Raw genomic sequence first — 21,789 nt, 5'->3', positions numbered from 1 at the left:
GCCACGTGTAGAGCAGCCCCGTCGAAACATCAAAGCGACGCGCTACCTCCGAGACATTTGCCCCCGGTGCAAATGCCGCATCCAGAATTTCCTGTCGATCATCCGGTGACCAACGACGCCGCCGTTCTTGACCCGTCAGCAAAATTGCCTGTGCCATAGTTCCTCATTGCGCTCTTAAATCCACTCTCAAGAGCGCAAAATCACCTTCTCGGCAAATTCCCGCAAGGCCGTCCACGCCGGAGGGATACTCCGCTCGCATGGCTGACACAAACTCTCGAACGCATCGCGGCCGGATGGCCAGCCAGCGATATCGAGGCTCTCATGCCGTGGAACTTCCAAAAATAACGGCCTGGGTTCACCGCTTACGCAATAAGGCAACCGGAACTCGATCGCATCCGTTGTCCGCGACTTTATGAAACCGCTGTCCCAATTTAGTGAAATCCGCATTCTATCTCGCCAAGCCCGCTCGATTGGGTTGTTACCTTGCAAGAGCATCAGATCCACCACCCGGAGATACGGTTGTCTGGCGGGGCCTCCGGCGACTGACCGATATTCGCCTCGGAACAGAAATCGCCGCCACGCTTAGATGTGGGTAATCGCAAGCATTACCGGACGCTTACGACCTTTCGCCTATATCGCTAACTAATCGAGCGGACAGGCCGACCTTCTGTGTCAGGGCCAGGATTTTTCCTAATCATAGCCTTCTTAGCCGCAGCGTTGGCGTCACCATTCGTGTGGACGATCCAAAAGCCAAGTGGCAAAATGGTGGACTCCTCGATCGAAAGAGACTTTCGGGGTCCACCCGAGAACGCGCCGTGCCCTTTCGATATCGAGCACGCTACGGGGAACATCGAATGACCGGCTGGACTGGTACTGGCGCGCTGCCTGCATCCCGGTGGCCGCCTCTATAGAACTGATGACCTCGTTCAAGCTGTGACCGACGCCAGATCCGATATTGAAAATGCGTTCGGAGCTGGTGCTACGGGCGGCGGCGAGCAGTGCCTCGACAACGTCCTGTATGTAAACATAGTCCCGCACCACTGAGCCATCGCCCCAGATTTCGAGCGCCTCGCCGCGCAGTATCTTGCCGATAAAGACGGCGATCGCTCCCTGGGTGGCCGATACCCGCTGCCCCTGACCGAAGGGATTGGCAAGTCTCAGCACGACATAGTCGAGGCCGTGGAGCTGCTGGAACAGTTGCAAGTACTTCTCAATGGCTAGCTTGGTAATGCCATAGGATGCGATCGGGTTGGTCGGATGATCCTCGCTGATCAGCGGTTGCTGCGGCACGCCATAGACTGTGCCCCCAGATGACACGAACACTACTTTTTTTAGCCCGCTCCTGACGCCGTGCTGCAGCAGGCGAATGGTGCTCAGCAAATTGCTTTCGACGTCGAAGGCCGGATCCTCGTTAGAGGATTTGGGCAGCGTGGTCGAGATGAGATGATAACAGATGTCACAATCTTTGAGAGCACGGGCCACATCCCTTTCATTAGTGAAGTCGCCCTCATAAATTTCAAGGTTCGGATGTTGACGTAGCGCCGAGCCCTGCTCGCCTCGAATAGGACGATAGAGGCAACGGACGTACTGACCATCCGTTAACAAGGCATCGACTAGATGCCCGCCAATAAACCCGCGCCCGCCAAGTACCAAGTGCCGCTGTGACGCTCCACCCGCCTCACTCACGTGCGCGCCCCCTGAACTTCGACCTGGACAGAACCGGCATCTGAGCGCCGCATTGCATCACGATAAGTGTCTTCATATTTATCAACCATCACCGATGTTTCAAACCTCTGTGAGGCCGCCGGTACGCGCGCCAGCAGCATTTCGTAGAATGTGGCATCATTCGCCAACCGGTGAATTAAGTCGCCCAAAACCGGGACATCTATCTGCCAGTTTTTTAATGTGAACAAGCTCCCAGCAGGTCCGTTTTCTGTATCCAACATGTGGCGGATTTCTCCGATGTCGCTGGCCAACAATGGCTTGCCTGCAAGCAAGCAGTCGATAAGCACTAGGGGAGCACTCTCGCCCTTAAAACGCGAGGGCAGCAAGCCAATGTCCGCCGCTGCAAAATAGTCCCGGATATTAGACTTGAAACCCAGGAAATGCACAAATGCGTTGGCATGCGACAGCCTTAGCTCATCGGCTTCGGGCCCATCACCGATGAGTAGCAAGTGCACTTTCCGGGGGGAGCGGAGATTGACCCGTTTGACTGCCTCAATGGACTCCCGCCAGCCTTTCTCTGGTATTGCTCTGGCAACACAGCAAAGGACGAAATCGTTATCCGGTATGCCCAGCTCCGCCCGGGTTATTGGTTGGATGGGTTTAGCAGGAAGCGCATTGCTGATCTTGCGAAAGCCCTTCTCAAACTGAAAATCGGCCGAAAATACCGTGCGATTTTTTTCCGCAGTATAGACAAACTGATTGATCCGCCGGCGCAATACGGGCATGAGCCCGTCTAATTGAGCCTCTGTCATCATTTCGTACATGCCATGCATGCTTACCACCTGCCTTATGTCGGGGTAGGCGAGCAGTAAAGTGGCGAGGGACACATCTACCCAGGCATGGTGGGAATGAACGATTTCGATGCCCATATTCGGCAGCGCGGCCGCCGCGAGTTGCAGCCGATCCAGCTGCAGCAGCGGAATGGTGGGTAACAGCATACTACGAACGCCCGGTTCTGTGGGCTGCTCACTGCAATTGAGTAGAGTTACAGCATAGCCCCGCTCCTTGAGCAGATTTGCTAACATGATCGGAAGTGTCTCGCCACCACCAGCCGAAAGCGCATAGACAGCCATGACAACATTCGGCAGTCGCTTGTTATCATTCAGCGCACGGTCGGGATTGTATAAGTTCGCGAACTCCGCCTTGCGGTCATCGCCTCTCTGGCTGCACCAATGCCGATAGAGGTGGCGCTCCTGATTGTCCAGAGCTGCGCGATTAACACGATAGAGACTGGTCAGCCGCGATAAGACCGCCTCGTGCTCCTGATAGTACAGGTCCGTCAGCTGTGCATTGGTGGACGTATTGGTCTCGTGTTGGCGGTAGTAATTAATCGTTTCAGGGCTGTAGGCGACCAGGCCGCCACGCATGATAGTCAGGTAGAAGATCCAGTCGCCGCACAGGCGCAAGCCAAGCCACTCGGGGTCCTTGAAGAGCCCCAGTTGCCCCGGGTGGCGGAACAGCGCAGAACTGACATTAGGAATAAGGTTTTTGACCGCCCAACCTGAATTAACCAGCTCGTGCGCCGACCGTACAAAGGAGGTGTCCCATATGTCGAGTCCTAGATCGGACATATAATGCTTAGTCGACCAGACGGCCTCGGAGATCTTACCCCGGACGAACTCACTTCGGGAGAAAGCCAGCATCACGGCGGGATTCTGAAACGCCCTGACCAACTCTTCGACAAAATTCGCCGCGCAATAATCGTCGCTCTCCGCTATCCATATCAGTTCCCCGGTAGCCAATTCCAGCCCCTTGCGCCACTGGTTGAATACGCCCCCGGAATTAGCACAATTAAAGCTGCGTATGGTGGTCTCGGGATAGCGCGTGGCATAGTCGCTGAGAATCGAGGTGCTCTCGTCCGTTGAGCAATCATCCAGTAAGATGATCTGGACATTGCCGTAGGTCTGGCCGTAGATGCAGTCGAGTCGTTCGGACAGATAGGGCGCATGATTGTAGTTTGGCACGATTACGGATACGAGCGGCAGAAAATCTGGGTTATGCGGCGGTAGCGGGCCGTAGATGGCAGCGTGGGAAAGAGTGGAGTTATGGCCAATCCGGCCAGTCAGGATTTGCGCCCGGCGAACGATCCCACCCAGTCCCTCGCGTTTGAACACACCAAAGATTCGGATTGTGGCGAGCCGCCATGATCCCTCATAGAATTTTCGAGCCGGTCCTATAGCCTTCAATAGGCTCGACAACAGTGCCATGGCGCCTAACGGTACTCTGACCAATCGCCTGATGCTCGCTAGACTTGGCTGCTGCACCGTGTGGTCCCCTCATTGAACATGGCCATCAATTGGTGCCGATCCTGTCACCAAGGCGGCCGCCATCGCGTCCGGCTGCGAAAAGCTCGACATATTGCGCAGCTACGACATCGATGCGATACCGCTGCACAATCTCGCTGACCCGATCCTTTGCATCAAGATAATCCTCAGCACGCGAGGCAAACTTGACAATGATATTGGCGGTTTCCTGGACTGGTACTTCCCAGTCGTTCAGTTCCAGCACAGCCCCTGCGACCTCGTCCCCGTTCGACAGCATGTTCCTGATCTCACCGACATCGGTCGCAATGTACGGTTTTCCGGCAAACAGGCAATCGACGATCGTCAAGGGAAAGCTTTCTGATTTAAATTTAGTCAACATGATTCCCATGTCCGCCGCGGCGTAATAGCCCACCGAATTTTCGCTGAAACCGGCCAGGCGTACAAAATCCGGTACACCAACGCGGCAATACTCGTCGTAAACCTGCCCGTTGCCGACCAATATCAACTGGATGTCTAGGCCCGAGATCTGCCTCGCCATCGAGACGGCATCAATCGCTTCCGCCCATCCCTTGTCCGGAATAGCTCGACTTACGCAACACAACACAAAAGCATCCTCGGGTATGTTGATTTCCGCGCGCCGTATGGGGACAATTTTTGGAGGCTGCATGCCATTCGGCATCTTTATGAATCTCGGCGAACCCTCATGGTATAGCCCTAGTTCGATGAACGGCGCCAAATTCTTGTCTGCGGTGTAGACCCAAGTGGTTACCTTTTGGTCGGCCGCTGCTAACTGAGCCTCGGTCACGGCAAAGGCTTCGCCATGCTCGATCATCCCGTGCAGCGATGCGACGTGCGCATTCAGGCGATCAAACACCTCCGGCTTTTCCAACGGGTATTTCTGGATGTGCCACTGATGCGTGTTAAGCGCCTCGATGCCAAACGAGGAGATAATCTCTTCCGTCTCCGCGACATCGGCCGTTTCAACTACGGGCACATCGTTTCTCAGCATGCGGCGGACACCGTCCTGGCGCGGGTTAAGATTGGAGCTCAAAAGCAAAACAGAGTGCCCCTGCCTCTTGAACTCGTTGGCCATGCGAATTGGTAGTATCTCCGCACCACCGGGGAAAAACCCCATTGTTGAAACCATAATATTGGGCAGGCGACTTTGCCGTGCTTCGACAACGGCGCGATAGTTGTACCAGCTGTCAAACTCGTCCGCACTGCGGCCGATTAGCCTTTGGTAGACTGCGGCATACCCGTCACGGCAACGCTCTAGAACCTTCCAAGGAACGTCGTAGAGAGCTGCAACTGTGCGACTCGCAAAACCGACCTCCTTGTAAAAACTGTCCTTCTTGTAGGTGACTTCGGCCGTACTGCCTTCGTAGCGGCGGAAGAAATTGATTGCCTTGGGATCGAATGCAATTTTGCCGCCGCGTAGCACATGCAGATAGAACACCCAGTCTCCTGCGACCCGCATGGAGAGCCACGTTTCATCATTTAGCAACGGCATGTCCAACGGCCTTCTGAAGATGGCACCGCTGGCATTCGGGATGGTATTCTTTATTCCCAGGGCGGTCCTGACTTCATCATGCGCGGTTGCCACGTATGGCTTGCGCCACTTATCATCGAGAACGAGGTCTTCCAGATATGACCAGAAATCGTTGTCCATCGGGACCTCCTCCCGATCGACGAACACCGACGCGCCGTAGGCGAGCATGACCGATTCATCGGCAAGGCAGTCGACTAGCGTCCGTAGGAAGTGCTCGTCACAGAAGTCATCGCTTTCGGCGATCCACACGACTTCGCCGCTGGCTGCCTCTATGCCTCGCGCCCATTGCCGGAACGCACTGCCCGAGTTTTTTTCATTGACGATCACTCGCGTCAGGTCTGCATACTCTTTCTGGTATTCCTCGATAACCGTCCTGCTATCATCGGAAGAACAGTCATCGAGAATGATGACCTCCATGTTCTTGTAGGTTTGTCCGTATATGCTATCCAAACGTCGGCGAAGGTAGGCACCGTGGTTGTAGTTGGGAACGACGACCGAGACCTTCGGCATATAGATGTCGCTACCCAGGCCAAGCAGCGACCGGGAGGTCTCGTTCAGTCGGTTGAACCCGCCCTTCTTTTCTGGTTCGAGGCACAGCCCCTCGTTCCAGTCGTTCCACGCGTTAAGGAATACAAAGCGGCGGTCTGGCGTATGCAGCGTGGCTGCACTTTGCATGGCTGCGTCGAGCCAGCGGCGGTAGTCATTTTTCTGAAAGCGCGTATAGACGACACGCGGCTCGCCTGTTTGGCTCGTAGTATCCCGTGCCAGCGCGACTGAGTGGTAGATGGCAACTTTTGCGTTTGCGCAGCCCTGCGCACGCATCACACCATTTGCCGCGACGACGCTATAGGGAACAGTTTCAACGCCGTTTCTCTTGACTGGCACGAAGGGTGCGGTTTCAGCCGCTGTCCACCGCTGCGGCAGGTCAGTGACCGCATCCAGCCATTTTGGCAGTTTCTTCAACTCCACTGCGTTATCGACACGACCGATGATGAAAGGCGCGGATAGCTGGGCCTTTTTCAGGTTCTGAAGCAGGATGTCCAGTGCGATTGGTATCTTTGCATCGAGCCCTGCGGCAATGTCCACAAGCAGAACGGGCCTGCTCTCGACATGAATCTGTCGCGGGTCCCTAAATGCTTTTGCGAGGTGATCGGTCACCGCCGGATTTAGATGCCCGGATGGTAGATCGATTTGAATACAGAAGGCAATATCGATTTCATTGTGAGCCAGCAATGTCTCTACGGCGCTGTTGTTGCCTGTATCTCCATCATCAATCTTAAAATAGAAGCCCGCCAGACCGTGACTTCTCGCCATCGCCGCATGTCGCGCCAAAACCTGCGGATCGGCAGACTCATAATAGCCAAGTTCTTCACCTGGCAGCAGCGGACAATCGTGTCCCTTGAACACCGGTCGAGCCCCACGAACCCGGCTCCAGTCTGGCACAGTGTAAAAAGCCAGAAGCTGAATGCTGGTATCGATTTTTCCGAACCGCGCATCATTTTCATATTGCGGCGAGTAGTCGGACAGCGCGTTGCGCTGCTCCACCTGGCCGGCCGTAACATAGTGCCAAAATGGGTTCAGGCCTGAATTGCGGATATCGGAGTAGGCTCCCAGATAGAACCGCGTATCGAATTCGTCGCTGGGGTTTCGCCCTTCCTGCCAACCATGCTCGCAGTAGTGTCTGATGGCAAGGTCTTGAGTAAGCCCAAGGTCACTATACATCGACACGTAGAACGACGTGTCAAACATGCCGGACGCGCGTATTGCCGTGATTTCTGTTTCCAGCTCCTCGTCCGAGAGGGTACGATAAACCGGATTCAACTCGACAACCGAACTGCCTGCCTCGCATTCGGCGGAGGCTATGGGTGAATGAGCAACGGCAACGGGTGTCGGTGCGGGAGTCAATTGCCGACCCTCTCGTCTACCGTGCTTTAGATAATGGATGAGCGGGTTGATACCTGCGGCCTCGACATCCTGATTGTCGGCCAAATATTGCGCGGTGTTGAACAGCGCGGATGGATTGCGATGCTCGCGCCAACCATGGATGAGGTAGTGAGTCGCCAGGTCCCGATCCGAATCACGTAAATCGGGATAGGCGCTCCTGTAGAACTCCGCGTCAAAGAGCGAACTTGCCTGGATCTTTCTCGTCGACGATCTAAAAATGCGCTCAAGACCACTTTGGATGGGGTCGTTTGGTAAGTTGTTGGTGTCCGTCTTCTTTCTCAACAGGCGTCTAAGCGCGGCAATGTTGATTGGCAGAGTCAACTGGCCCGAAATCGATTGCCGCATTTGCAGAAGTGAACGCTGCAACACGCGGATCTCACTATCTTTCGCAATTAGCCGTGTCGCTGCCTCGTTTGTCAGGTGGGCGATCGCGGCGTCGCGCTCGGCTATGGAATTAGCCAAATTCGCAAGGTCGTTGGTGCGGCGCTCGGCGGCGGCGCTCAATGCCACAACCTGCCCAACAAGTTGCGCGACCTGATGCTCGCGCTGCTCGCCAACGCAGACCATGCGGGCTATTTCGCTTGATTGTCGGTTAATTGCCAGGTTGAGACTGGCAATTTGTTCGCCAAGTGCTTCCCCTGAATGTTGCAAATTGGTAATTTCGACTTGGCCCACGGATAGGGCCTTACTCAGCGTCGCAATTCTGGCGTCACGTTCACCCAACTGATGATGCCGCGCACGAATTAACGCAATTGCTTGAAGAGCCAAGTGCATTTGTTCAGGCGAGAAGCTGTCGTGGCCGACGGGAGGCTTGCGATCGTAGCCAAAGCTGTCAAAATCGGCAGAATACAGGCGGGCGACCAGCTCGGCGCTGCGATCAGTCAGAAACTCTGGCAGATACGGGATCAGGCTCTCATTAGCCCGCCGCACGCCAAATGGGTCGGTGGCGTACTGACCAATCCACTTCATGATTGGTGCGCTCAATTCAGATGGTTGCTCGATCTTGGCGATCACCGAATAATCAATGAGGTCGGGGCGCAGGATGTTGAACTGGGGCGTCCAGTGATGATCCCAAAAACTCGGGGCCTCATTGGCAGCCAAATGCTCTAAAAATGCTTCGAATGCCTCAGTTATATCGCTCGCGTTGTTGACTGGATAATGGAAGAACGCGCTGTCGGCATACGGAGCGGCCTGCAGCGGCTCACGCAGCAAGAGTTTGGATTGCCAGGCCGAAAACACTCGCTTGTAGGGATTGCGGACTACTGCGAAGCGGAAGTATTGCTCCGATACCAGGGGCTCCTTCAGATCCTCCAGCCCCAACCCTGTGACGTGCGGCGCCATGCGAAGCGATAGATCGTGAATCGCCAGTTCCGGATCACTCTGATTGCTGTCGGTGGCCTCGTGAATGCTTTGAGCGTAGCCTTCTAGCGAGGCAAACCACCACTTGAGCGTTGTGCAGGCGGCCTTTGGTGTGCTGACATACAATAGGCGGTGCCGCCGCGACAGATAACTCTCCCCCCTCAGATGCTGCACCAAATCAGGGCTTTCGGCAGTCAGCCGATCCATGACATCGGGGAGCAAAACCTCATGTTCGTCAGTCTCGGGATTAATCATAGGCCACCAACCAAATGTAAGTTATGCTTCCGGTCCAATTCGACCGTTTTCGAATTTGGGTATTTTTGAACACTCGGATTATTCGAGATGTTCTTACCGAATAATTCCGCATGATAACATGCTTCGCGAGACGTCGAGGTTCTACGTCGCCACGGGCAGATGGCAAAACGTCACGGCGTCTACGGCTTCTGTTTTGATTTGTCATTGCGGGCCGATGAACTGAATGAAGGCCAACCGCTGACGTGTGTCCTGGAGCACACAGATCGGGATCGGATTCCGCGCTGTCGCTGCTGGACCTTAAAGCGCGAGAATACCCCTCCAGAGAAGCGAACCACCACTTCAATGTCGTGCAAGCAACTTTAGGGGTGCTTACATAGTATAGCTTATAGCGGTCAGAGCGATAGCTTTTCCATTGCAGATGAGCAGCCAAGATCTGCTTATCAATGGGAGACCAATCGTTAATAGTCAACGCTCAACCCTGCTGTTTGTGCTCAACGTCCGCCGAGGGAGGCAACTTGTTGAGAGATAGGTCACTGTAACCTCCCGTGGTGTCAACAAACGAAAAACCAGATCTCCGATCTTTCCGGATTAGAAACTGATCGTGAGCAAGTGCCACGATCGGAATGTTCATGGCTTCTGCAAAATATACGCTGTATGGACAGACTAGTGTGGGCTCGTACTTGACGTCATGCTGCCAAGGAGTAGCAGTAAAGTCGTCGCCTCCGATATATCCGCCATCCTTGATCTTCGGCAATACCCTGATGAGGTCAATTGTTATGCCACGTAGAGTATGGTCCCCGTCAATATATGCGAAGTCCAGACTTTCATCAGGTATTTCATCAATCATTTCTTTCGTGCGCCCTCTTAGGATTACACGTTTCTCGGACGCAAACGCCGTCCTTGAATCCATTTCTCTATATATATCTTCAAATAATTCTGGCGAAATATTATACGGCTTATTCCAATCCGGAAGATTAGCCCAAGGATCAACCATGTAATATAATTCCAACTGCCGATTGCTAGCCAGTATACTCTCTGCGAAATCACCTTTCCAGACGCCAATCTCTGCCATCGATTTGGTCTGCTGAATGTTCAGGAATTTGGTCCAGAGATCCAACCGCGTGGTCGTGCGTCCGAGCAATTCGGCTACATTGGTACCGTTTATCATCATTGGCTATTTCTCTACCAGCTTCACGGAGGGTTCATCGCACATAAGATTGACGTAGCCAAATGACATAGGCCGTTCAACGTGCGCGACCCGAAACATAATCGCATCAAGAATACGGTGGGCGCAGTTCGGTTCCTCAACGGACCATACACCGCTGCCGACAAAATATGCACCGGGCGACAGGTTCATTCTAAATGAAAACCTTATTGTAAAATCGGTGCCAGCTTGGATGCCTTCAAGATAAACGCCTTCTTCAGGATGACGTTGACCGGTAATTGCCGCTCCTGACACATTCCGAATATGAAGGCCAAAGAAGACGCCTGCAAATTGTTTGAGGAACCGCCCTTTAACTTCGAACTGATAGACATCGTTAGATTGCAGGATGTTTACCACCTCGTCTGCGCTGTCTCGGATTGATATCGATTGGATTTCCGCTCCCTGGATTGGATAGACGGTTGTCGTTTCCGGTACGAGCCCAGCATCAAATGTCGCGTTGGACGGAGCGAGCGCTGCAGTATCTGCTCTGCTCGCGTCTCTCACTCTTCCAGTTTCGCCGTCTTCATCAGTTGCACGATATTCTGCAATTAGCCTGCTATATTCATCTGCCGGCGCATATAGCATCTTTTGATAAGCACGTACCGCCGCTTCCGGTTCACGGTACATTAGCCGGCTGCCGTGATCGAGAAGCAGGGCTCTATCGCATAACTCTATGATACTTGCGGCCGAGTGCGATACGAAGAGGATCGAGGTGCCATTTGCTTTCAGCTCCTCTAAACGTGCAAAACATTTTCGTTGAAATTTTTCATCGCCAACTGCCAGTGCCTCGTCGACAACGAGAATGTCAGGGTCGATCATAGCTTGTACTGCGAACGCCAGCCTGACGACCATGCCGCTGGAGTAATTTTTCACCGGCTGATCAAGGAAGTGACCGATATCGGCAAATGCCCTGATTTCCTCAAAGCGGGCATTTATCTCGTCGTTACTTACACCGAGGACAGCCGCATTCATGTAAACATTCTCACGCCCCGTAAACTCAGGATTGAACCCTGAACCGAGTTCCAGCAACGCTGCGATCCTGCCGTTGGCCTGTATGTTGCCTCCTGTCGGATTAAGTGTACCGCAAATAATCTGCAGCAAAGTCGACTTGCCGCTGCCGTTGCGGCCGATGATGCCGACGGTCTCTCCTTTTCGAATCTCGAGCGACACATCCTTGAGCGCCCAGAATTCATTGAAATACTGTTTCGACTGGACCCCAAGCCCTCGCCGAAGGCGCGGCAATATGAATTGCTTGAGCCTGTCCCTAGGATGATCGTAGATCTGATAGCATTTGCTAACGTTCTCAACCTTGATGGCGATATCAGAGGACATCGGCAAACCCTTTGCGTGTCTTTTGAAACCATGCAAAGCCGAGCCAAGCAACTAGTATAGAGACCAGCGTATAAATCCCCAACAAGGCAAGGTCGGGCTGTCTACCCCAAAATAGAACGTCGCGAGAAATCTCGATCACAGGCGTTAGCGGGTTCAAGTAAAGCAGTGGACGATAGGCTTCCGGCAAGGAGCTTGCGGGGTAAAAGATTGGCGAGAGAAACATCAGCGCAGTTGTGGCGATACCAATAAACTGTGACACGTCACGCAGAAAGACGCCCAAGGAAGCCAGAATCCAGCTTAAACCGAGGATGAAAATGCAGAACGGCAGGAGTACAAGTGGAATGAACACGACGGTCGCATTTGGAATGCCATAAAACAGGACGTAGGCCATAAGCCAGACGGCCAAGCTTATAAACAGATGAAAGAGCGTAGATCCCAATATCACGGATGGCAATATTTCCAGAGGGAAGACGACTTTCTTGACGTAATTCGGATTGCCGACAATGAGGCTTGGCGAGCGGTTGATTGTTTCGGCAAACAGGTTGAATGGCATCAATCCAGCGAACAGAATAAGTGCGAATTCAGCCTTGGAACTGCTCCCCGCGCTCCAGCGTGCCTTCAGGATCTCGCTAAAGACGAACGTATAGATTCCGAGCATGAACAGTGGATTGAAAAACGACCAGAGTATACCGAGGAATGAACCTCGATAGCGTCCGAACACCTCTCGTCTAATCGAAGCGTTGATGAGATTTCGGTTGCGCCATTGGCTAGCAACCATCTCCGGCAGACTGGCGGAAAAATGCTGCATCAAGCAAACAGCTCCGAATCAGCCAAGGTGACGGCCGCTGCATCTTTTGCGGCAAGCTTTGGTTCACCTACAAGCGGCCATTCGATGCCGAGCATGGGGTCATTCCAGCGCAGGCTTCGTTCGTACTCTGGCGCATAAAAATCAGTTGTCTTGTAGAGGAACTGCGCAACTTCGCTTAAGACCAGGAAGCCGTGGGCGAATCCCTCAGGCACCCAAAGTAGCTTCTTGTTTTCAGCGCTCAGATAGACACCGACCCATTGTTTAAATGTCGGAGAAGACTTGCGCAAATCGACAGCGACATCAAATACTTCCCCCTCTACCACCCGAACCAGCTTCCCCTGAGGTTGCTGAATTTGGTAATGCAAGCCGCGTAGTACGTTCCTGGACGATTTGGAATGATTGTCCTGAACAAATTCCCGCCTCAGACCTGTGGCACGCGCAAAGGCGCGCGCGTTGAAGCTTTCCAAAAAGAAGCCACGGTCGTCACCAAACACCTGTGGTTCGAGGACGATCACCTCAGCAATAGCCGTAGGGGTTGCGATCATTAGAAGATTTCTTCCTTGAGCAAGTTCTGAAGGTAAATGCCGTAGCCGTTCTTAAGTAGCGGCTTGGCGAGTTCCTCCAGTTTCGCAGCGTCGATCCAGCCCGCCCTAAAGGCTACTTCCTCCGGGCAGGCGACTTTTAGCCCCTGTCGATGTTCAATTGTGGCGATGTAGCGACCGGCCTCTAGCAACGAGTCATGCGTGCCGGTATCCAGCCAGGCATACCCCCGACCCATTATCTCGACATTCAACTGCCCTTGAGCAAGATAGTGGCTATTGACGTCTGTGATTTCGAGTTCACCCCGGGCTGACGGCTTGATATCAGCAGCAATTTCGCAAACATGCTCATCATAGAAATAAAGGCCAGTGACCGCATAGTTGGACTTAGGCTCCGCAGGCTTCTCCTCGATAGAGAGCGCTCTTTGCCTCTTGTCAAATTCCACGACGCCATAGCGCTCAGGGTCTGTCACGTGATAGGCGAAGACCGTTGCGTCACTCGTCCGCTCGGCTGCACGTAGCAGCAATTTCTGAAAGTCGTGACCATAAAAAATATTATCGCCAAGTACAAGGGCACTTGGCCGATTTCCGACAAAGTCTCGGCCAAGGATGAATGCTTGCGCCAGCCCGTCCGGACTTGGCTGGACGCAGTAGCTGAGGTTAACACCCCACTGGTTACCGTCACCTAACAACGCCTCGAAACGAGGCGTATCTTGGGGTGTTGAGATGACCAAAATGTCTCGGATTCCCGCTAACATAAGTGTCGTTAGCGGATAGTAGATCATCGGCTTGTCATAGACGGGCAGCAATTGCTTGGAAACCGCGAGAGTTGCGGGGTGCAATCGAGTGCCGGATCCTCCAGCCAGTATAATACCCTTACGTTTTGTCATTGCCTCACATCATTTGCTGGAGAACGTGATCGACGCCATCCTGCCAATGCGGCAGATTTAGGCCGAAAGTTGCGCGGAGCTTTTTTGTGTCAAGTCGGGAATTGGCAGGTCGTTTGGCTCGTGCTGGATATTCGGCAGTCGAGATAGCGCAGATAGCGGTCGGGGCTACACGGATTTGTTTATTGAGCCGGCGTGCGGCCTCAATGATATGACAAGCATAGGTGTGCCAATTGGTCTCGCCTCCCGCTGCCAGGTGATAGAGACCATAACGAAACGCTTTTGGATCCCGAATTGCGTCACGGACAAGAAGGGCCGTGACATCAGCGATCAGGCTCGCCGAAGTGGGGGCACCAAATTGATCGGCAACGACCTTTAACTCATCGCGCTCTGCAGCAAGGCGTAGCATCGTCCTGGCGAAATTGCCGCCATGAGCCCCGACCACCCAGCTTGTCCGGAAAATAAGATGCCGTGCAGTACTTGCCTGTAATGCTATCTCCCCAGCCAGTTTGCTTCGCCCATAGGCACTTTGTGGATCGGGTTCGTCAGCCTCGGTATAATAACCCGCATCTTCACCGCCGAAGACGTAGTCGGTAGAATAGTGGACCACTAGAGCCCCGAGCTCAGCTGCTTCCTCACCCAATATTCCAGGCGCCACTGCGTTGACTGCAAATGCTCTATCCTGCTCGGATTCAGCCTCATCCACAGCAGTATATGCAGCCGGATTAACGATAACGTTCGGCTTCAAGCGCCTGATCGTTGCGCGCAGTGCACCGTGATCCTGAAGATCGCAAGCGGCATGATCTACCGCGATCACATCACCCAGCGGCCCCAGGGCCCGTTGCAATTCGAACCCAACCTGCCCGTTCTTACCCGTCAACAGCAATCGCATCGATTAATTACCGTACTGCTTTCCGACCCAACGCTGATATGTTCCGGTGGTTACGTTGTTTACCCAAGCCTGATTGTCCAAATACCATTGAACCGTCTTGCGGATTCCGGTGTCGAACGTTTCGACCGGCTTCCATCCGAGCTCTCTCTCGAGCTTCGTGGCGTCTATGGCGTAACGTCGATCATGGCCGGGGCGGTCCTCAACGAATGTGATCTGTGCCGCATACGATTGCCCGTCCGCCCTCGGCTTCAACTCGTCAAGAACGGTACATAGCGCATGAACGACCGATAGGTTGGCCTTTTCATTCCAACCACCGACATTGTAGGTCTCACCCAAAATGCCAGCCTCCAAAACGCGTCGGATGGCCGAACAGTGGTCCTTTACATACAGCCAATCGCGGACCTGCTGCCCGTCGCCGTAAATCGGTAACGTTCTCCCGGAAAGCGCGTTGTGAATGCACAGCGGGATCAACTTTTCCGGAAAGTGAAATGGACCGTAGTTGTTCGAACAATTTGTAGTCAACACCGGCAGGCCATATGTATGGTGGTAGGCTCGCACAAGGTGATCGGACGCGGCCTTGCTCGCGGAGTATGGACTGTTGGGTTCATAACGATTGTCTTCCCGAAAGGCCGGGTCGCCTGTTTCCAGCGATCCATAAACCTCGTCGGTCGACACATGAAGGAAACGGAAAGCAATTTTTTCCGGCTCGGCCAAGCCGGCCCAGTACGCTCTGGCCGCTTCTAATAGGCGAAAAGTACCAACGATATTGGTATGGATGAAGTCTGCAGGACCATGAATCGAGCGATCAACGTGGGACTCTGCCGCTAGGTGTATAATTGCTCTTGGCATATACCTAGAAAACAGGTCCGACAGAAGGTCGAAGTCGCCGATGTCGCCCTTCGCAAATACGTGCCGGGGGTCGGAGTCGACTTCTTTTAGGTTTTCGAGGTTGCCAGCGTAGGTGAGTCTATCGACATTGAGTACCGGCTCGTCGCTTCGGGCAAGCCAGTCGAGTACAAAATTGCTGCCGATAAACCCAGCCCCTCCTGTTACACATATCGTCATCTGATACTTCTTTTCGAAGAATTGCGGCAAGAACTGAACGAGTTGCCAGATCGGGTTGGTGGTAGACGTAGTCCATCGGCTTGGGCACTACACTAGCAGGGGGCGAAGGTCAAACTCAAGGTGACCGCCCGTCGTCTATCACTGGCGCATTGGTTTGACTCATATCGCCCTTTCCGGTCCATCGAACACAATGTACCAGCGGCATTCCTCCTACCTCGCCGATCTCCAGATTGACGACGACCGCTAGACACAGACGTCGACTTCGGAGCCTCTGCTTCTCTTCTTTGCAGTCTTACGGATCAGGACGGGACGAACACGGCCAAAGGACATCGATGATAAAGCTCTGATGCGTGAGTTGGATACCGCGCTACTGAATGTGCTTCGGAGCTGTTATGTCTTAGAGGCGACCTCAGAAAGAGGTGAGTGATTTCAGCCAGTTGTGATTCCCTCGGATTTGCGAAGATTCGATGGAGATCATAGTGGCCTGGACTGAAACCACCCGGAAGATTTATGCCCGCAAGTCGTCACGCTATTCAAGTGACCTTACGGATCGCGAATGGGAATTTATTGCACCATTGCTACCTGCGGCGCGGCGGCTCGGGCGTCCGCGTCGGGTGGATTTGAGGGAGGTGATGAACGCGATCCTCTATATTGCTTCGACCGGTTGCCAGTGGCGCATGCTGCCGAAGGACTTCCCGCCATGCTCGACGGTGCAGCGTTATTTCTACGAATGGCGTGCAATGCGGTTGTGGAGCCGGATCAATCATAGTCTCGTCATGACGACGCGAGAATTGGAAGGAAAGCAAGCGTCACCGACGGCAGGCGCAATTGACAGCCAGAGCGTCAAAACTACTGAAAGCGGGGGCATCAGAGGCTTTGATGCTGGCAAGAAGATCAAGGGCCGCAAGCGTCATATCGTTGTCGATACGCTCGGCTTGATGGTTGGCCTCATGGTTCACAGTGCCGATATTCAAGATCGCGACGGTGCACCCGATCTCCTGAAATCCATTCGCCACCGCTGGCCGTGGTTACTACACATCTTTGCCGACGGCGGCTACGCCGGGGCAAAGCTGAAGACGCGATTGGAGAAGATCGGCAAATGGACACTCGAAATCATCAAGCGCTCTGACAAGGCCAAAGGCTTTGAGCTATTGCCGCGCCGATGGGTTGTTGAGCGAACCTTTGCCTGGCTCGGAAGATGCAGAAGGCTGGCAAAGGACTTCGAAAAATCCATCGCCTCAGCCGAGGCCTGGATCATGATCGCTCACATCCGCATGCTCACCAGGAGGCTCGCAAGATATTATGTTTATTGACGTCTTTTCGAATCCGACTCTTACCACGAGCGTCAGTTGTTGCCCACAAAAGCGGCTGACGCACATTTCTCTGCGGTTTCTCCGCTTCCGCCGATGCGCAAGTTGGGCGACGTTGTGCAGGTGGGCGACCCCATCGCACATACTTTATTAGCTACGCCACGGGCGTTTCGCAACGTCTCAAACATGGGAGCCGAATGCGCTCTAGTCTGTCCCACTGTGCGGGGAAGCGCGCCGCCGACAGCTTCACAGCCAACTTCTGGCAAAACCTGCCTACGACGATGACCTTTCAATCCCACCTATGCTGAAAGTACCAGCGCTCAGTCTGCTACCCAGCCTCAGGCGTTGTCGCCTGATGTGACAAGGTTTCGCGATATTGTTGCGCTGAGCTCGACAAGCCGCAAGCCGGCCTTTCCACTCGTTTGGCCCAGTGCGGCATAGGTAGTACGTAAGACGAGTTAGTCTATCCGACAGCCATCTTTACCGACGCGAAAACGCTCAAAGGTAGTACAGCCATGAGAAGAAGAATTACGATCGCGGCCTGCGCGATCCTCGCGCTTGAAGTTCCGCCACCCATCAAACCGATCGCAACTGCTAGATAGCCTCCGCCGGCGAGACCATAGGAATTAATGCGGGTGAGCGCATAGGCTATGATTAGATATGACACCCCGCGAACGGTACGCCCGGACCAAGCTACGCCCCGCAAATACAGGCTGCGTATCTCTTCATTCGTCAGAAAATCATCTGTCTGCATAACCAATCCTCAGGTCCTTATAGATGCACTAGCGCATGAACACTTCGGTCGCAACGGAAAATGTTGCGATGCATGATTGTTTTTTTAGCACCTCAGCAACTCCGTCGGACGGAGGATTTCGCAGTGCATCTCCCCTCATCTGCCTCGCTTTGGTATTGCTTTGTCAACAGAGGATCATCGTCATGAATCGCACGGAATTCTTTGCAGGTTCGTTGACGTGTCGCCGTTTCCGAGCCGAATGCCTGACCAGCATTGGTTCCTCACCGTCATGAGTTTTCCGGCGGGTTTGGTCCAGTTGGGAGAGTCAATACCGGCAATCGGCACTTTCAACGCCTGTTGAATAGCCTTCGAGGTCAAGCTCTCACGGAGCCTTTTTGAAAATCGATTAACGCAAAACCTAATGCCAAAATTGCAAAATTGCCGCGACCGCCCTCCGAACAGGGGTTTTGAAAGCCTTGGAAGTCGACGCTTGTAGCGATCTAATAGATAAATGGTGGGCGATGAGAGACTCGAACTCCCGACATCCTCGGTGTAAACGAGGCGCTCTACCAACTGAGCTAATCGCCCGTCGCAAAATCGGATTGGCTCCGACGCGTTCGGTGGCGGTGATTTATGCGCAACCGCACAAAACCGCAATAGCATTTGTAAGGAATTTTGATTTTTTTGGCTGCCGGCGAGAACCGCAAGGATGCGGCCCTCGATCTGCCTTTTTGCTTCGATGGTCAGACCCCTTGGTCAATAGACGTGTAAAAAGGTGCAGGCTGGGCGGTTGGCCTCGTCCGAGTCAAGCGCAAAGTAGCTGATTTATTTCTGATAAAAATGGTGCTGCAAGAGAGATTTGAGGCCCCTCAAAAGCACCCCAAAAAGCCCAGAAAATAAGGCTTTTCGCGCCGCCCCCTCGGTGTCGGGTGTACCAATGTCGTGTGCCAGCTTCTCGACCGTATTTCGGGGTTTTGTCAACAATTATGGGATGCCTCGTCGGGGGCAGTCACGGTCCCCGCCGTTCCGGCGGCGCGATGCTGACCCTCCTGCGGCTACCCTTCCTCCGGTCTCGGCATGCGCGAATTCCGCTGTCCCGCTTGCAGCGGCGCCATGCCGACGGCTCCGATGCGCTTTCTACCTTGGATGCTAAGGAGGCTCTGCCTCCTCGCGTCGCTTTGCTCTGCTATCCTCCGATGGTCCGCCCGAGCTCGGGAAGCAGAGGGAAGCCTTCGGCCTATTTCCTCCTGCTTCCTGGCACGAGGATTGGGTCGCTCCGGACCGTCAACCAGAATCTGCCGAGCCGTGTCCTCGCCCGCCTTCCGCGGACTGCGGGCCGCACCACCCGGCAGATTCTGCTTGACTGCCGTCCCGCTCCTCCGCCTCTTACCCTCATTAGATCCCCATTAGATCTGTTTCGATGTCGCCCTGGGCTCGGAGCCAGAAATCTGCCATATCGTTTCACGGCCGCGCCGCGTCTTGCGAACGGCATTGCCCACGACCATCAGACCCGCAACCGCCTTCCCGTCATGCCGCTGCGATCATGATCCCTGTCCATCGCAGGGCGCCAATTCCACACCTTGTCGCGAGGCTACGAACCGGAGCGGGAAAAGTAGAATCCCAAATAGCCTTCGACGGTGCCATGCGGATGATACGGGACGATCAACTTCCTTGTATCCCGCCACCCGTCGACGAACCGATAGCCAAGTTCGCCCATTTCGGCAATGAAGCGATCCTCATTTTCGATCCGGTATGGCACGGCCGCGCTACCGATATTCTGCACGGTGTAGAACCTGTCCACACGGCTTTGCATGGGCACACGGCAGATGAACACATCGGAAGGCAAGCGATCGAGTGTTTGCAGAAGCTCCGGCAAGGTCGGCTCCAGATACTGCAGCGCTCCACAGCTGAGAAACAGGTCCGCCTCCCCACCGATTTCGCTGGTAAAGCTGAGACCAGGATAGTCACCCTGCTCAAGCATCTTCCGTCCTTCCGCAACGACCTCTGGAACCTCGCAAATGCGCCATTCGACGCCATCCGGTATTCGGATCAACTCCCTGTAACTGCAATATTCCTTCGCCAGGCTTCCGCCGAGATTGAGAATTTTGGTGCCGGGTCGCAATAGGGGATGCAAATGGACAAGAATGGGATAGTCACGTTCCCGAAGAGGGTGGATGCGCACCCCTTTGGGCGCGCGAAACGTCACAATATCCGTCGTTTTGCGCAGCGGATGCTTGCTCTGCGAAGCTGTCTTCGCCTCCCGCCAAGTGTCATATATGCCGCGGCAAGTCGCAAGCGATTTGGGAAATACATAATGATAGCGCCATGCATTCGCCACCGGCAGAGAGAAAAGAGAAAGATGATGTATAAAATGATGTATTAACCCGAGCATCGCATACCTGCATCTGTTCACGGAAGCGTGATCGGCAATATAGCAAGCCTGATTGCGGTCTGGCTAATAGTTCAATCGGGGGGTGACGGTTACCGATTTTGGATAGGATGCTTTTCTTATCGGAAGGCCATGCTGAAAAGGGCGGAAGCAAGCGTTAGGCTCTCAGGAGAATGGCGATTTTCTCCCAAGGAGCGAACTTATGGCCAAGGTGGGGGGTACGAGAATGGTTGGCGCTCGCGCCAGTGTCTTTGACGCTTTGAAGCCCATGCAGCGACCTAACGCGGAAATCCGGCCGTGCCGTGGGTTCGACCAGCGTTCATCGACCGGCGGTCTTAGACCATATCTCGGTAAGGTCAGTCTCAGGACTGTCATAACGCACTCCACGGAAGGTCGGCCACACGGCGCGGAATTCGCGCCAGCGGCTGATCAATCTATTCGGAATATTACGTGCGCGATGTTTACCGGGCGCAGAACAAATTGCAAACATCTGAAATTTGTCAAGCGCGTGTGCGAACTTCTGGACACAGCGCCGAGCGAGCGAGTGCGATCCGTTAGGGTCGCGCCGAGTTCGCTTTTTAAAGTGCCTGTCTACTGCACTTTATGAAATGCATAGTAGGTCAAGCTCACGTTGACCTAAAGGCGTCTTTCTAAAGAGCTGAAAGCGGGCTTGAAATTCAACTATAAAGTGTAAGTTTATAACGCTACCATGTGTGAGCGTATCACAATCGAATGGGCAGCAAACCAATCGATATATATAGTTACCTTTATGATTGTAAGGACATCTATCGAATCGTTTCTCTTCGGTCCTGCCGAGGATCGGACGAAGATCATCAGGAACCTTCTTCAGGAGCCATCAGGAACAACCGTTCAAATAGGGCTGGGCCATTCGCAAAACCATGGGTCAGTGTACCGCTCAGGTGTACCAGAAAGGCGGTTACAAAAGCCATAAAGCTCAATAATTTAACGATTTCCGGGGGATAGGCTGGTGCTGCTAGAGAGATTTGAACTCTCGGCCTCTCCCTTACCAAGGGAGTGCTCTACCCCTGAGCTATAGCAGCATCCGTGACGCGGGCTTGTCATCCGTGTCGAGCGAGGCGCCTATTGCCATAGGCGGGGGACAAGCGCAAGCCGCAAATGGCAAGTTCGCTCATACATTCGTCGAAAAAATGCTGGAGGCTTTTGAAAGCCGTGCATTTCGGCTATGGAGAGCCCATGGAAAAGGATGACATCAAGAGCGATAAGGCGGCGTCCAAGGACGGAATGCCGCCGGATGCAGCTTCCCCGGACACAGTTCGTTTGAATGCCGAGGCCGGCCAGACGATCAAATCGAGGGCAGATATCGAGGCCGAGCGTCGACGGGATCGGGCGGCAGCGAAGCTTCGGGAAAACCTTTCGCGGCGAAAGCAGCAGGTCCGGGCGCGTCGGGCCGGCCAAGCGGATGAAACTGACGGGCTTCCTGCCGCAAAAATGGACGAATCGTAATGAAACGTCGCCGCTCACGCCAAACGAATTGAAGCCCTCCCTCATTTCG

At 54.0% G+C, this 21,789-nt stretch carries 14 protein-coding genes, 2 tRNA genes and 1 pseudogene; 3 read left to right on the top strand and 14 right to left on the bottom strand.

Annotation, left to right across the window (positions count from 1 at the left end):
• The coding region (locus tag AB4Z52_RS15970; RefSeq protein ID WP_442218908.1) for a transposase at positions 1 to 157 on the bottom strand (157 nt) is incomplete at its 3' end.
• Positions 158 to 249: 92 nt separating this feature from the next.
• Between AB4Z52_RS15970 and AB4Z52_RS15965 the strand changes: the two are divergent.
• Positions 250 to 345, top strand: a pseudogene (locus tag AB4Z52_RS15965) (transposase domain-containing protein); the annotation flags it as partial.
• Positions 346 to 723: 378 nt separating this feature from the next.
• On the opposite strand, the gene AB4Z52_RS15960 reads toward AB4Z52_RS15965, so the two are convergent.
• From AB4Z52_RS15960 to rfbB, 10 genes are all read right to left on the bottom strand, one after another.
• Positions 724 to 1,686, bottom strand: coding sequence for an NAD-dependent epimerase/dehydratase family protein (locus AB4Z52_RS15960; RefSeq protein WP_442218897.1), 963 nt, complete (start codon positions 1,684 to 1,686; stop codon positions 724 to 726).
• A complete protein-coding gene (locus AB4Z52_RS15955) occupies positions 1,683 to 3,839 on the bottom strand; it encodes a glycosyltransferase (protein ID WP_442218896.1) in 2,157 nt (718 codons plus the stop codon). The genes AB4Z52_RS15960 and AB4Z52_RS15955 overlap by 4 nt, the downstream gene beginning before the upstream one ends.
• 178 nt (positions 3,840 to 4,017) lie before the next feature.
• Positions 4,018 to 9,096 carry a glycoside hydrolase family 99-like domain-containing protein gene (locus tag AB4Z52_RS15950; RefSeq protein WP_442218895.1) on the bottom strand — a complete coding sequence of 1,693 codons (5,079 nt, stop codon included), beginning with the start codon at positions 9,094 to 9,096 and terminating at the stop codon, positions 4,018 to 4,020.
• A 472-nt stretch (positions 9,097 to 9,568) separates the two neighbouring features.
• The gene (locus tag AB4Z52_RS15945; RefSeq protein ID WP_442218894.1) at positions 9,569 to 10,168 is read right to left on the bottom strand and encodes a class I SAM-dependent methyltransferase; all 600 of its coding nucleotides are present in this window, start codon (positions 10,166 to 10,168) and stop codon (positions 9,569 to 9,571) included.
• Positions 10,169 to 10,270: 102 nt separating this feature from the next.
• Positions 10,271 to 11,632 carry an ABC transporter ATP-binding protein gene (locus tag AB4Z52_RS15940; RefSeq protein WP_442218893.1) on the bottom strand — a complete coding sequence of 454 codons (1,362 nt, stop codon included), beginning with the start codon at positions 11,630 to 11,632 and terminating at the stop codon, positions 10,271 to 10,273.
• Positions 11,622 to 12,440 carry an ABC transporter permease gene (locus AB4Z52_RS15935; RefSeq protein ID WP_442218907.1) on the bottom strand — a complete coding sequence of 273 codons (819 nt, stop codon included), beginning with the start codon at positions 12,438 to 12,440 and terminating at the stop codon, positions 11,622 to 11,624. The genes AB4Z52_RS15940 and AB4Z52_RS15935 overlap by 11 nt, the downstream gene beginning before the upstream one ends.
• Complete coding sequence (gene rfbC, locus AB4Z52_RS15930) at positions 12,440 to 12,985, bottom strand: dTDP-4-dehydrorhamnose 3,5-epimerase (protein WP_442218892.1); 546 nt, start codon at positions 12,983 to 12,985, stop codon at positions 12,440 to 12,442. Before rfbC ends, AB4Z52_RS15935 begins: the two co-directional genes overlap by 1 nt.
• A complete protein-coding gene (gene rfbA, locus AB4Z52_RS15925; protein WP_442218891.1) occupies positions 12,985 to 13,869 on the bottom strand; it encodes a glucose-1-phosphate thymidylyltransferase RfbA in 885 nt (294 codons plus the stop codon). Before rfbA ends, rfbC begins: the two co-directional genes overlap by 1 nt.
• 4 nt (positions 13,870 to 13,873) lie before the next feature.
• Positions 13,874 to 14,758 carry a dTDP-4-dehydrorhamnose reductase gene (gene rfbD / locus AB4Z52_RS15920; protein ID WP_442218890.1) on the bottom strand — a complete coding sequence of 295 codons (885 nt, stop codon included), beginning with the start codon at positions 14,756 to 14,758 and terminating at the stop codon, positions 13,874 to 13,876.
• A 3-nt stretch (positions 14,759 to 14,761) separates the two neighbouring features.
• Positions 14,762 to 15,823: a dTDP-glucose 4,6-dehydratase gene (gene rfbB, locus AB4Z52_RS15915; protein ID WP_442218889.1), complete on the bottom strand. Its 1,062-nt coding sequence runs from the start codon at positions 15,821 to 15,823 to the stop codon at positions 14,762 to 14,764.
• Positions 15,824 to 16,290: 467 nt separating this feature from the next.
• On the opposite strand from rfbB, the gene AB4Z52_RS15910 reads away from it, so the two are divergent.
• Complete coding sequence (locus AB4Z52_RS15910; RefSeq protein ID WP_442218888.1) at positions 16,291 to 17,136, top strand: IS5 family transposase; 846 nt, start codon at positions 16,291 to 16,293, stop codon at positions 17,134 to 17,136.
• Between the two features lie 1,242 nt (positions 17,137 to 18,378).
• On the opposite strand, the gene AB4Z52_RS15905 is transcribed toward AB4Z52_RS15910, so the two are convergent.
• The 3 genes from AB4Z52_RS15905 to AB4Z52_RS15895 form a co-directional block, all read right to left on the bottom strand.
• Positions 18,379 to 18,454 (bottom strand) — tRNA-Val (locus AB4Z52_RS15905).
• 1,003 nt (positions 18,455 to 19,457) lie between these two features.
• Positions 19,458 to 20,258 carry a methyltransferase, TIGR04325 family gene (locus AB4Z52_RS15900; protein WP_442218887.1) on the bottom strand — a complete coding sequence of 267 codons (801 nt, stop codon included), beginning with the start codon at positions 20,256 to 20,258 and terminating at the stop codon, positions 19,458 to 19,460.
• A 983-nt stretch (positions 20,259 to 21,241) separates the two neighbouring features.
• Positions 21,242 to 21,316 (bottom strand) — tRNA-Thr (locus tag AB4Z52_RS15895).
• A 202-nt stretch (positions 21,317 to 21,518) separates the two neighbouring features.
• Here AB4Z52_RS15895 and AB4Z52_RS15890 point away from each other — a divergent pair.
• Positions 21,519 to 21,740 (top strand): hypothetical protein, encoded by a 222-nt coding sequence (locus tag AB4Z52_RS15890; RefSeq protein WP_442218906.1) that lies wholly within the window; start codon positions 21,519 to 21,521, stop codon positions 21,738 to 21,740.
• Positions 21,741 to 21,789: the final 49 nt, after the last annotated feature.

Source organism: Rhizobium sp. 2YAF20 (assembly GCF_052114685.1).
In the GTDB taxonomy this organism is placed as follows: domain Bacteria; phylum Pseudomonadota; class Alphaproteobacteria; order Rhizobiales; family Rhizobiaceae; genus Rhizobium.
This window is presented reverse-complemented; position numbering and strand designations above follow the sequence as displayed.

Coding starts and splice junctions, on each gene's coding strand:
- AB4Z52_RS15950 (WP_442218895.1), bottom strand. CDS start 9,096: ATGATTAATCCCGAGACTGACGAACATGAGGTTTTGCTCCCCGATGTC.
- AB4Z52_RS15945 (WP_442218894.1), bottom strand. CDS start 10,168: ATGGCAGAGATTGGCGTCTGGAAAGGTGATTTCGCAGAGAGTATACTG.
- AB4Z52_RS15940 (WP_442218893.1), bottom strand. CDS start 11,632: ATGTCCTCTGATATCGCCATCAAGGTTGAGAACGTTAGCAAATGCTAT.
- AB4Z52_RS15935 (WP_442218907.1), bottom strand. CDS start 12,440: ATGCAGCATTTTTCCGCCAGTCTGCCGGAGATGGTTGCTAGCCAATGG.
- rfbC (WP_442218892.1), bottom strand. CDS start 12,985: ATGATCGCAACCCCTACGGCTATTGCTGAGGTGATCGTCCTCGAACCA.
- rfbA (WP_442218891.1), bottom strand. CDS start 13,869: ATGACAAAACGTAAGGGTATTATACTGGCTGGAGGATCCGGCACTCGA.
- rfbD (WP_442218890.1), bottom strand. CDS start 14,758: ATGCGATTGCTGTTGACGGGTAAGAACGGGCAGGTTGGGTTCGAATTG.
- rfbB (WP_442218889.1), bottom strand. CDS start 15,823: ATGACGATATGTGTAACAGGAGGGGCTGGGTTTATCGGCAGCAATTTT.
- AB4Z52_RS15910 (WP_442218888.1), top strand. CDS start 16,291: ATGGAGATCATAGTGGCCTGGACTGAAACCACCCGGAAGATTTATGCC.
- AB4Z52_RS15900 (WP_442218887.1), bottom strand. CDS start 20,258: ATGCTCGGGTTAATACATCATTTTATACATCATCTTTCTCTTTTCTCT.
- AB4Z52_RS15890 (WP_442218906.1), top strand. CDS start 21,519: ATGCCGCCGGATGCAGCTTCCCCGGACACAGTTCGTTTGAATGCCGAG.